Consider the following 12,747-nt stretch of genomic DNA (forward strand, 5'->3'; position numbering starts at 1 on the left):
TAAAACCAAATATATAATATAAATGGTAATGCTAAACAGGTTTAGTAGATAATAAATGGTTTATTTTGCTTATTAATTAACTGCCATGCAATAATTCCAAAAAGGACAATAGCATACAAAACAAAAAAGGCCGCCCGTAACAGGCGACCCTTTCAGTTAATATATAGGGAGTTAGAATATTAAAATCTGCGCATGCCTCTGCCGAAGTCTCTGTTTTGGGTAAAACGTTCACCGCCGTTTCCCTTGTCATGTCCGCCATCGTTTGATGGTCGGCCGCCCCAATTGCCGCGGTTGTCGTGATCGCCATGGTTATCGTGGTTACCGTTACTTTGTTGCTGGCCGTTGCCCCAGCCACCATGGTTATCGTGGTTGCTGTTTCCATTTCCATTACCCCAGTTACCACGACCATTACCCCAGCCACGATTATCTCTACCATTATCCCAGTTGCCGCGGTTATCATATGGATTGGGTCTTCTGCCCCAGCTTCCACGGTCGCCACCCCAGCCCTGGCGATAAGTATAGCCATCTGCAGGCCTTCTGTCAAAACGATGGCCCCAATTACCACGGTCGCCCATATAACCACCCCATCTTTGCCTGTAAAAATCATGGTGCATAAACGGACGCGGAGCCCTCACTTCATAACGTACAGCTGTACGCCAGTTGTAATCCCGGTAAGCACCAGGCAGGTAAGCACAGCTTACCCAACGGCTACCGTCATTGTAATAATAGCATCCTGCGCCTACATTGTAGTAAGCTTCAACTTCCGGTAAATAGTAATAATCATCGTCGTCGCTAACATTTACGTTGTCATCGTAAACAGGCTCTTCTTGAACCACAGGTGGCGGAGGGGCCGGTACATAAACGCGATGAGCAGGGATATTAATACCAAATTGTATAGATACCTGAGCGTTGGCTTTGCTGATAAATAAGCTTCCGGCTGCTATTGCTGATAATATGACTAACTTCTTCATAATTGTAAATTTTATATAGTTAGGACGATATCTATCAGCAATGGTTTAACCGGCTATTGCTTTATATGTTAAAACATTAGTTAATTAGTACAATCTTTTATTCATAGTTGCTTTAACCAAACTTTATTCCGAAAAAAAACTACAGCAATCTATTGTAACCAAATTTTATTAGCCTGGATGTTGTAATAAAAATGAAAGTGTCACTTGAATACTACAAAACAGATTTTAGGATTATAGGTATATTTACTTAATTTGATAACCTTTAATCAATTACCATGAAAAACCGCAAATTATTACATTCCATACTGCCGATGGTTGCTATAGGAGGCTTTATGTTTTTTACAGCCTGCAAAAGCAACAATGATTCAAAGAAAACCGCCGATAGCACCTCTGCTCCTGCTTCGACAACAGAAAACGCCGGACTTAAAACACCCGCAGGCTTCAGCGCCAGTATTATTGCCGAAAAACTTGGTGGTGCCCGCCATATTGCTATCACCCCGCAAGGCGATATTTATGTAAAGCTTACCAACGTTAAAAACAATAAGGGTATTTTAATGCTGCATGAAGATGGAGGTAAAGCTTCCGTTAAAAACAGCTTTGGCGCCTACAGCGGTACAGGTATGTCCATCAAAAACGGATACCTGTATGCTTCGTCAGATGAAGAAGTTTTTCGCTATAAGCTGAACGATAAAAGTGAAGTGATCAATCCTGATAAGCCTGAAAAAATTGTTACAGGACTTATCAGTCGCCATGAGCATGAAGCTAAAGCTATAACGCTTGATAATGATGGCAACCTTTACGTTAATATCGGTGCTTACTCAAACGCCTGCCAGGTTGAAGACCGTAAAAAAGGCTCGCCAGGTCAAAAAGGTTGCCCTATCCTGGATTCGGCAGGTGGTATATGGCAGTTTAAGGCTGATAAGCTGAACCAGCACTATGGCGATGGCGTGCGTTATGCCACCGGCCTGCGTAATGTTGTAGGCATTACCTGGAACCAGCAAAACAACCAGCTTTTTGTAATGCAGCATGGCCGCGACCAACTGTATGAATTTTACCCTCAATATTTTACCGCTAAACAATCGGCCATATTACCGGCAGAGTGTATGTATGCCCTAAAAAAAGGTGATAATGCCGGCTGGCCTTATATGTATTATGATCAGGAGCAACATAAAAAAATGCTGATGCCTGAATATGGTGGCGATGGCAAAATAGAAGGAGGAAAAGATGCCATTGATCCGGTTGCTGCTTATCCAGGTCACCTTGCTCCTAATGGCCTGATATTTTACACCGGCGACCAATTTCCGGCAAAATATAAAAATGGTGCGTTCATTGCCTTCCACGGCTCATGGAACCGTGCACCCGAACCCCAGGCTGGCTATTTTGTAGTATTTCAGCCGTTTAAAGATGGCAAACCTGATGGCCAGTGGGAAGTTTTTGCTGATGGCTTTTCAGGGTCTGCTGCTAATACAGCTTCAGGTGCAGCGGCCCACCGCCCATGTGGTTTAGCGCAAGGCCCGGATGGTTCGCTTTATGTTACCGATGATGTGGCTGGAAACATTTACAAAATCACTTATAAAAAATAACAATGGACTTTAAGAAAGCCCTTCTGCTATTATTCATAACCTTATTTACAGGCGCTGCCTTACAGGCACAAACAAAACATAAAAAGCCGGCAGGCAGGAAACCTGCTACAGGCTTAAAAGCATCCATAAAAAGAGGTCAGGCACTTTTTACTCAATATTGTGTGACCTGCCACCAGGCAGATGGTTTGGGCGTACCGCATATGAACCCGCCATTAGTTAAAACCACTTATGTTTTGGGCGATAAAAGCAAGCTTATCAAAATAGTGCTCAATGGTTTTGATGAAGATGTAGAAATAAATGGCGAAACCTACTCAAACACCATGGCTGCGCATGATTTTATGAAAGATCAGGAAATTGCTGACGTACTGACCTTTGTACGCAACAGCTTTGGAAATAAAGCCAGCGCCATTACTATGGCACAAGTAAAAGCCACAAGGGCCACCAATAAAAAATAGCAGAACCAGACTTACGAAGTTTTTAAAACTTCGTAAGTCTTTCATCATTAGCCTCACTTCTTTTTGATAATCGCCGTAGCTTTTATCTCAATTAAAATATCATCTCTAAAAAGCTTACTAACCTGTACCAATGTGCTTGCCGGTGGTTGTTTAGTGTTCACAAACTTATCCCTGATACCGCGAACCAGCTGAACCTGGGAAGCATCTATCAAATAATAGTTCAGCTCAACCAGGTCATTCATGGTACCGCCGGCAGCTTCAATTATATTTTTGATATTTGTAAAGATCTGTTCGGTTTGGCTTGTCAGATCACCATTCCCGGCAAGTTTGCCATCTTTATCCAAACCAACCTGGCCCGACATGATCACCATGTTGTTTTTACCCAAGTCAACAATTACAGCATGGGAGTAGCCAAACGGTTTGCCTACTGTAGCTGGATTTAAAAAAGTTACGTCTTTATTTGCTTTCTGGGCAAAACATGCCGACGAAGCGCTGAACAAAATGAGATACAGGAGTTTTTTCATAAGGTAATTTTTATCGCACAAAGTTGAGCATCCTGCTGCAAACTTACAATATGGTTATACCCGCCGACCAGCCAATCCAGCCCTTTGTACGGTTGCCCCAATCTATCAAACCTGGTTTATTTTTGATGATCTGCTGAATGTCGCTATCGCCGGGATGATCGCCATAATTGGTGTAAACGTTAAAGGATGGGCCTGCAAAAAAGCTAACTTTTGAACCGGCTTTGAAGTTCAATAAAGCGCTTACCCGGTTTATCTGATTTTGATTTTTCCATCCTTTTGCAAACAACAAATGAGTTGAGCCTTCTGCAGATAAGAATAAGCTATTGTTAAAAATAAAGTCATGCCCTAAGCCCCAGCCTGCGCTGTAAAATGTATGCTTATCGGTAAAATTAACGCCTCCGGAAACGATAGAATACAGTTTGGCATTGCCCGATTTGAAAGCAATATTTGTTGTGGTGATCTCGTTGCTGTACACCTCAATTTTAGCATAACCATTTCGTGAAATATTCAGTAAACCGATACCATAACCATCAAGTGTATCCGCGATGTTTACTAATGCAAATGATGATCCTTTTATAACCCTGGCCTTATTGAAAATTCCGGCTACCTGCATCCCTCTTGCTTCATTGCCTGTAACGTTGGCTATCCCGGCAATGCTGAAGCCTTTACTGTTTTTCCTGGTATAATTATAAATGCCCGCTGCCTGAAAACCCCTGGTATTGCCATTTACATGATTAAAGATTCCGGCAAGCTGCACACCCTTAACACTATCTTTTACCATATTATAGATACCTCCGGCCTGAAGTCCCGTCATACTTTTTTGATCATTATTACTTACAGCGGCCAGTTGAACCCCTTTGCTGTTACCCCCCACAACATTGAAGAGCCCCGCAGCCTGGACATATTTAACATCCTGCTTGTTAATATTAAACAGCCCGCCAAGCTCAACGCCGTTAACACCTCCGTTATATCCCCCTAAAAGATTGAACGAAAAGTTGTTGACTATTTGCCCGCTCATGATACCGTGGCTCCCCAAACTTGGCACAAGCGAAGCCTGTACCGGCACTGTTGAAAGATACCCGCCCAGGTTAAGGTTCTGTATTTTTTGGCCTGATGAAAGGAACATTCTGCCCAGCCAGCTCCTGTCTGATTTTGAATTGGCAGCATCTGCGCTATAATAATACTCGCGCGGTTTTATGGATACGTTTACGTTGCTTAAAAGATTGATGCTTGTATCACGATAAAGCTCCTTGCTTACATTAAGCGTAATCATACCATTGGCCTTTATTTTAAGCTGAAAATGCCCATTCTGATCGGTAAGCGTCGATTCGAGGGAATTTCTTTCGTACACGCTCGCATTATAAAGCTTTTTGCCGGTTATATCATCGTACACATAACCGCTTATGTAATAAACATTACCCGGACCGGTTATGGTATCAGGCACAAGGCTTAGCCTGTACGGTGTAGGCCGGAGTATAATATACCCCGGCGATTCTTTATAATCAACCTTACCGTGAAACAGCTCATCGAGCAGATTTTTGATAGTTTGACCCGATGTTACCATGCTCACCACACTATCGGTTTTAATAACATCATTACTGTATGAAAAATAAAACTTTCCCTTTTCGCCGATGATATTAAGAATCTCGGCTATCTTTTTTTGTTTAACATTGAGCGTTACAGTCCGGTTTAGGTTATCTTGTGCAAGTGCATTGGTAATGAGCAGGCAACCCGCCAACACCAGCATTATATAAAATAGTATGTTTAGTTTCTTTTCCATCAGTTTTTGATTATGATGAGATGTGGTTTCCTGATCACCTTAACATCGCCAAATGTATCTGCAATTGTTTTCAGGATATTGTCCAATGAATCTGCTTTAAATGTGGTTGTTATAGTCCTGTTTGCCAGCTTTTTGTTATCTATCACAATATTTGCATGATAGGCTTCATTGAGCACGTCAACCAGGCGCCATAGCGGCGTTTTATTGGCCACAAACTTTTGGGTACGGTAATAATTATACAACTCGTCCTGGCTGCTGCCTTTTTGCATTTTACCTCCCTGTACCGATGCTCTCTCCTTCGGTTTTAGCTTCACTACAATCTCCTGCTGAATTACCTGCACTATGCCGGTTTCAACAATGACCTCGGTGTTGGCGCCGGTAGTTTTAATGTTGAAGGAGGTGCCAACCACCTTTACAACCACATCATTTACGTGGATCATAAATGGTTTTGATTTATCATGGGCCACATCAAAAAAAGCTTCTCCTTTTAATGAAATCTCACGGGTATCGCCGGTAAACTTGTCGGGATAATTCAAAACCGAATTTTTATTCATGGTGATCAACGAGCCATCGGCCAAAGTAATCTTGCGTACAATGTTGCCGCTTTGCAGCGTAAGCATATTTGGCTTACCGGGTTTAAGCACTGCATATAATATTCCTGCACTTCCTAAAATCACCAGCCATATGGCAGCAATTTTAAGCCAGCGGTTTGCAGTGTTTAAAGGCCTTACTTTGGTTGATACCTCACTCCTGTTTTGAGCCAACTGCTTAAACTCGGCCCATGAGGCATCGGGATCAAGTTTGCTTTCTATCTTAAGTTCGCGGCTGGTATCCCAGATCAATTTAAAATGATCAAAATACTTTCGGTTATTGTCATTATCGCTAAGCCAGCGGTTGATGGTTTCATTCTCAACCGGCGTGGTTTCATTTAGCATGTATTTGGTTAATAATTCGTCCATCATCTTAAATAATATTAAAAGCCCTGCTAATAAACCAAATGAATAGTGGCACGTAATCAACTAACTTGAGCCTTAACGTTTTCAGGGCTTTGCCCATCTGGTTTTCTACTGTTTTTATGGAAATACCCAATTCATCTGCGATTTCCTGGTATTTTAAATCCTCAAACCTGCTTAACTGAAACACCGTACGGCATTTTTCGGGCAAATCGTTGAGAGCCTGTTGTAATTTTTCTTTGAGGTCGAGCAGCTCCATACCTCTGCCTTCGTCCACTTTATCCTTCGTCATATATGCAACATGTTGCTGGTGATTAATTTTCACTTTCTGATGCCTGAGGTTATTAAGGCATTCGTTATAAACAGCCCCATACAGGTAGGCCTTTATTGAGCCGGAAAAGTTCAGCCGATCTTTACGTTCCCACAGTCGCATGAAGACGTTTTGTACCATGCCTTTCGCGGTATCCTCATCCCGTAAAATGGAGATTGCATACACATGCAGCGGCCTGATGAAGTGCTTATAAACCTTTTCAAAGGTTGCTTCATCACCCGAAAGCAGCAGCGGAATCAGTTGTTCGCTATTTAAATCCAAAATATAATCGGTTTGGGTTAACATTCAATTAAATCTCAATGCAGTAATTAATGGTAGTAAGGATGTGTATCCATTTATTTTCCTCAATTATCCGCCTGGCCCGGTGATTACCCGGAGAGGAAATAAAAGTAATAAGAAGTAATAAGGAAGCTAATGTGTTCATTTAAGTAAAATTTCCCATGAAACACTCCAGGACTATTTTACCCCTATGAGCAAATGAAATTTTTATTCAAATCTGAATAAATAGAATACTTAAGGAAAGATTTTCAGGCATGCTCCTGCTTAAAAACATAATGGAGCACCTTGCTATGCAGTTCGTCAGGTAAAAAGGGTTTCATCACAATATCGTCAAAACCTGTATTATAAGCCTCGTCTTCAACGTCTTTAGGAAGATTGGCTGTAAGCGCAATAATGGGAATATTTACCCCGTTCAATCTCATTTTTTTTGTGGATTCATACCCATCCATAACAGGCATTTGTAAATCCATTAACACAAGGCGATGTTTTGAAGTATCCAGCTTGTCAAGTGCTTCCTGGCCGTTGGTTGCTACATCTGTAGCGGCGCCCCAGCGTTTTAAGTAAGTTTGCGCAACCAGCACGTTCATTGGGTTATCATCAACCAGTAAAATAGAGATCCCGTCGAGAAGCTTATCCGCCGCATCTGGTTTAACGTTAACGTCAACCGCCCCCGATATACTACTTGCTTTCTCAAAGGTTTGAATAAAGTAAAATATCGAGCCCACTCCTTCCTCACTAATCAATTGTAAAGCCGAATCCTGTAGTTCCAATATTTTTTTGCTGATAGCAAGACCTAAACCTGTGCCTCCAAAACTTCGTGATATAGATGAATCGGCCTGGGTAAAGCGTTCAAATATTAATTTCTGTTTACCGCGGGGGATGCCGATACCTGTATCTTTAACAAATAACATTAATGTGGCGGCAGTGTCAGTTTGTTCTTTCACTTCCATCCCCAATACAACCTCGCCGCTCGGGGTAAATTTGATAGCATTATGAACAAGATTGCTAATTACCTGCGATAACCGGGTGGGATCGCCAAGTAGTTTATGCTGCAATTTCTTATCAAAATCAAGCCTCAGTGTAATCCCCTTATCATGAGCAGCCGTTTGTAAGCCGCCTACCACATTGCGGGCAATTGCAGCCAGATCCATCTCTATGTGTTCAAAGGTAATTTTGCCTGCTTCGATCTTGTTGTAATCAAGGACGTCGTTCACTATCGCCAACAGATTATTAGCCGAAAAGAGCATGACATCGAGATGTTCGATCTGATCTTTACGTGGCTCGTTCCTCAGCAGCAGATGGCTCATACCTATTACCGAATTTAACGGTGTCCGGATCTCGTGGCTCATCGTGCTTAAAAATTCACTTTTAACCTTTAAACCCTGTTCGGCCTCAGCTTTAGCCTTTTTTAACACAAATGATACCCTGTGCGCCAGAACAAGCGACTGTAAAAAGAAAAATGCGATATAACCTAAAAAACTTACCAGCTGCAAGGGAGGTATTAACGCCCAGTAGTGAAAAAGCGATATCCCAAATACCGACATTAAAGCAAATGCGCTCATCAAAGCATAAACAGACCCCGGCCGGTTATTGCGCCATGCTTTTGAGTATACATAAGGAATATAAACGAGGCAAAAAAGCATCACCACCAAAAAGGGATTTACCAACTGGGTGAAAATTACAGCAGGACTAAATAATGTCATTACTGCAAACGAAAAGCTAATGCCATTAATGACATTCACTATCCGGCTGTTTACATCTGCAGGATATAAGTACAAAGTGTAGAAACCAAACAAACCTATCCCTAAAAACAAGCTCGTATACTCCAACCTCGCTGTAATGTACCAATTAATATCAGGCAATAAAGTATGCAACACATAGTTATCGGTACCAATGATCCGGTAACTATAAACTATAGAAAACAAAGCAAAAAGTAAAATAGCTTTATCGCGGCTGCCCAACAAATACAAGCCAAGGAAAAATAACCCTCCCATCATTAAACAGCCTGTAAGCATCAGGTCAATACCTTCTGCCCTGTGCCGGGCAAGGTCAATTCTATCTGCCGGTCCTATGAATATTGGTTTACTGATACCACCTTTGCTATGTATAAAATTGGAAATTTGTAATGTGATATTAATGGTATCACTGTTAGGCAAGTCGACAGCATGATACTCCCAATGTGCTTCAAAACCCTTTGCAGAAGTGGTTACCCTTCCGTTTGACGACGCTAATTTGCTGTTAATATAAAGCCGGTAAGCACTATAGACATCGGGCATCGCCAACTTTAATGCTACGTGCTTTTGAGGTAACAAAACTTTAAGTCTGTAAGTTCCGTAACCAAATGCCGTTAATTTTTTCCCTCTCCAGGTATATCCGTTCCATTTAAAAGGAAACTCAACCAGCAGCCTGTCTTTAATAACATCTGTATCGCCGGGCTTTAGCAATTGGTTCCAGTAAAACAACCAATTCCCGGTAAGCTCAATTTTATCGTTGATAGGTTTGCTGCGCAGATCCAATACACCGTGAACCGCAGCTACATAATTAGTTTGTGCAGATACCCTTGCAGCGGTTCCGATCAATAAAACAAACGCAATATGTAGAACTTTGCTGATCCTCATTGATTTACGGCTTTTATTATGAAAATCAAAAGCCTATAAATTTGTTTCGTTTTGGATTAGGAATACGGTTAATTTCCATAATCGGTTTAGGGATTTTCATAATAAAGTGTGAATATAACAACCCATACGAATATTTTGAACTATTATTATTGCTTATCGATTGATATAAACAATAGGTTAAAATTGCGAGCAAATTTAAGTAGTAATAGTTAATGTTAAAACCCAAATCTTATTGATTAGCAATAACAAAAAAGCAGCAGAATGATTTTCCTGCTGCCTTTGATTGCGTTAATTAAATAAATATTATTTGGTTACAGGGCCATCTAATACTGGCACTAGTACACTGCTAATTTCTGTCTGTTTAGTATCATTTAACTGATCAAGTACAACAATGCTGTTTGCTCCTTTTTTAAGCCAGCAGCCCGGCACATATAGTGTTTGTTGCGGACCAATCTTCCAGTAGCGGCCAATGTTAATCCCGTTTACAAATACGATACCCTTACCCCAGTTTTTCATATCCAGGAAGGTATCACCCAGTTTGTTGAGGTCAAATGTTCCCTGGTAAAGTGTCGGGCTGCCGGCTGTGTTGGTTGTCCCCGCCATAAATGCCGGAACTTTATCCATCGGGAGCTTATACATTTGCCAGTTACCGGTAATTTCATGATCGTCGATTTTTACCGGGCTGATGATACCTTTAAGATTGTGAATGATTTCGCCACCGTAATTGATGCGGCCAAGATTTTCAACCAATATATCCAAACGAGCATTAAACGGGATATTTATAGGGCATGTAAATTTATTGCCTTGCCTGTTAAGCTCGCCAACTCTTTCACCGTTTATATAAATCGTTGCATAATCTCTTAACCCTTCCAGGCTTAAAGTACCATTAATAGGTTGCGTAAACTTGCGGCTGTATAATACATAACCATGCCCCTGGTTAAGTGTTTCAAATGTTTGCGGAGTATCGCTTTCTACGGCTTGCTGATTTTTTGCAAATTCCAGCAGATCGGCTGTTTTAGTAAGTTTAATAGCAGGAATCTGAATCACCGGAATTTGTGCAGGTACTTCCGGAATTGAATAAGCTGCATATTTCTTCATCAGGTTACGGATAGCCGTAAATTTAGGTGTTACCCATCCGGCTTCACTTATTGGCGCATCATAATCATAGCTGGTAATATCCGGTTGAATCTGATGCTCTTTATCATAATTGGCACCACTGGTAAAACCAAAATTGGTACCGCCATGCGCCATGTAGACATTAAATGATACGGTATCTTTTAGATATTTCTCCAGATCTTTAATTACCGAGGTCTCTGACACTTTCTCAAATCTCTCACCCCAGTGGTCAAGCCAGCCTGGATAATATTCGGCCACCATGTATGGGCCTTTTCCATCGTTATATTGATTAATAAGCTTCTTCAGGTTTTTGGTGTCCCCTTCTCCGTTAGCCGTTGGCAATGCGCCTTGAATTACGCCGCCCTGAAACAGCCAGTCGCCGTCTGAAGTAAACAGAGGCACATCAACGCCTGCTTTTAGCAATAAATCCTTTATAGCCGCGCTATAGATTTTATGATCGGCAAGCGGCACGTCCTTGCGCTGTGCTACGTACGATCCAAATTCATTTTCCGCCTGAACCATGATTATCGGCCCTCCGTGAGTTATTTGCAAGTCTTTAACCTGCCCCATCAATTGGTTAATATAAGTTTTGCATGAATCCAGAAAGCGATCATTTTTGCTGCGGATCACCAGTTGCTTATCATTTTGAAGCCACCACGGATAGCCCCCAAATTCCCATTCGGCACAAGCATACGGGCCCGGTCTTAATATCACCATCAAACCTTCCTGCTGTGCAGTTTTTATAAACTCACGGATATCGCGGTTATCAGTTTTGAAATCCCAAACGCCCGGACTAACCTCATGATGGTTCCAGAAAACATAGGTTGCAACGGCATTCATGCCCATTGCGCGAAGCATCTGCAGGCGTTGTTTCCAGTAAGCCTTTGGGATCCTGGCAAAATGCATTTCGCCACTGTGGATCTGGATTGGTTTTCCATCGTAAATAAAATTGCCATCGGCAATTTTAAAAGTGTGTTTTGCCTGGCTAAAGGCCTGTGAAGTAATGAGGATTAACAATAATAAAGAGAGAAGTGCTTTTTTCATTTGCATTTGTAGAGTTGACTCATGATAGATCATGTATAAGTATACTGACCGCTATGTTTACGAGCCCCTAAATTATAAAGCTTAAATAGGAATGCCTAATTTCCTGCAATCTTAATTTAACGCAAACGTTTGCCAAACAAAAAAGGTATATCGAATATCGTTACTCCAGGATTTGAATCCCAATTGAATAGATGAACTTAGCCAACAAGAAAGCAATGATAAAGTTCTTGATACTAATGAATTTCAAACTTTTGGAACCGGGCGTTTTCCTGAAGCTTGGTGATGGCGCGGTTCCTTAGCTGCCTCACCCTTTCTGCGCTAACCCCAAGTCGGCTGCCTATTTCGGGCGCCGAAAGTTCACCATAGCCATCCAGCCCATAATGATAAAATATAACAGACCGTTCGTTACTATTTAGCTTGCTGAGCAAATCATCAAGTTGTTGTTTGATTTGAGATGCTTCTAAAACACCTTCGGCTCCGGGTTCGTCAATCTGTAAACGATCAAGCAGGCCATATCCATCATCGGCCGTTGTATCGGCCTTATCATACGAATGTGTAAAAGGCGCTACATGCAAAGCCTCCTTTACTTTCCATTCAGCAGTTTCCAGAAATGCAGCTATCTCATCCTGAACAGGCAGCCTTTCGAGCTGCTGCTCCAAAACGCCTGTCGCCCTGTTAACATGTACTATCATATCCACCTGGTTAGCAGGCAGGCGGATCATCCGCGTTTTGTCAAGGAGCGCTTCCATAATACGCTGCCTGATCCACCAAACGGCATACGATATAAACTTGAAACCGCGGGTTTCATCAAAGCGCTTCGCGGCTTCGAGTAAACCTAAATTACCTTCGCTTATCAAATCGCCCATGGGCATACCCTGATGTTGATATTTCTTCGCCACTGAAACTACGAAACGCAGATTGGCCTTTACCAGCTTATGCAAAGCCGACAGGTCTCCCTGGCGGATCTTCCCAGCCAGCAGAACTTCCTCCTCCGCATTAATAGTTGGCTCACGGGCAATGTCGCTAAAATATTTCTCGAGCGAGGCAGCGTCACGAGCGGTGATAGATTGGGTAATATTCAGGTCTCTCATTA

The 12,747-nt window shown here is 41.9% G+C and carries 10 protein-coding genes; 2 read left to right on the top strand and 8 right to left on the bottom strand.

The window, feature by feature from the left end; all coding sequences use genetic code 11:
- Window positions 1-179 precede the first annotated feature (179 nt).
- Window positions 180-971, bottom strand: coding sequence for a hypothetical protein (locus tag AC59JO_RS08550; protein ID WP_497304700.1), 792 nt, complete (start codon window positions 969-971; stop codon window positions 180-182).
- Between the two features lie 275 nt (window positions 972-1,246).
- Here AC59JO_RS08550 and AC59JO_RS08555 point away from each other — a divergent pair, with 275 nt between their 5' ends.
- Complete coding sequence (locus AC59JO_RS08555; RefSeq protein ID WP_413667882.1) at window positions 1,247-2,554, top strand: PQQ-dependent sugar dehydrogenase; 1,308 nt, start codon at window positions 1,247-1,249, stop codon at window positions 2,552-2,554.
- A 2-nt stretch (window positions 2,555-2,556) separates the two neighbouring features.
- Window positions 2,557-3,009 (top strand): c-type cytochrome, encoded by a 453-nt coding sequence (locus tag AC59JO_RS08560; protein ID WP_497304702.1) that lies wholly within the window; start codon window positions 2,557-2,559, stop codon window positions 3,007-3,009.
- Window positions 3,010-3,062: 53 nt separating this feature from the next.
- Here the strand turns inward: AC59JO_RS08560 and AC59JO_RS08565 are convergent, their stop codons facing one another.
- The 7 genes from AC59JO_RS08565 to AC59JO_RS08595 form a co-directional block, all read right to left on the bottom strand.
- Entirely contained in the window at window positions 3,063-3,533 is a 471-nt protein-coding gene (locus AC59JO_RS08565; RefSeq protein WP_413667880.1) for a RidA family protein, read from the bottom strand.
- Between the two features lie 43 nt (window positions 3,534-3,576).
- Window positions 3,577-5,313 (bottom strand): carboxypeptidase-like regulatory domain-containing protein, encoded by a 1,737-nt coding sequence (locus AC59JO_RS08570; RefSeq protein WP_497304705.1) that lies wholly within the window; start codon window positions 5,311-5,313, stop codon window positions 3,577-3,579.
- A complete protein-coding gene (locus AC59JO_RS08575; protein ID WP_497304707.1) occupies window positions 5,313-6,272 on the bottom strand; it encodes a FecR family protein in 960 nt (319 codons plus the stop codon). Before AC59JO_RS08575 ends, AC59JO_RS08570 begins: the two co-directional genes overlap by 1 nt.
- Window positions 6,273-6,276: 4 nt before the next feature.
- Window positions 6,277-6,882, bottom strand: a complete 606-nt coding sequence (locus AC59JO_RS08580) for an RNA polymerase sigma-70 factor (RefSeq protein ID WP_497304709.1) — start codon at window positions 6,880-6,882, stop codon at window positions 6,277-6,279.
- 242 nt (window positions 6,883-7,124) lie between these two features.
- Entirely contained in the window at window positions 7,125-9,494 is a 2,370-nt protein-coding gene (locus AC59JO_RS08585; RefSeq protein WP_497304711.1) for a response regulator, read from the bottom strand.
- 303 nt (window positions 9,495-9,797) lie between these two features.
- The gene (locus tag AC59JO_RS08590; RefSeq protein WP_497304713.1) at window positions 9,798-11,654 is read right to left on the bottom strand and encodes a beta-galactosidase; all 1,857 of its coding nucleotides are present in this window, start codon (window positions 11,652-11,654) and stop codon (window positions 9,798-9,800) included.
- 233 nt (window positions 11,655-11,887) lie between these two features.
- Window positions 11,888-12,745 (bottom strand): sigma-70 family RNA polymerase sigma factor, encoded by an 858-nt coding sequence (locus AC59JO_RS08595; RefSeq protein ID WP_413667876.1) that lies wholly within the window; start codon window positions 12,743-12,745, stop codon window positions 11,888-11,890.
- Between the last annotated feature and the right edge of the window lie 2 nt (window positions 12,746-12,747).

The sequence above is a fragment of the Mucilaginibacter sp. A5337 genome (assembly GCF_059690695.1).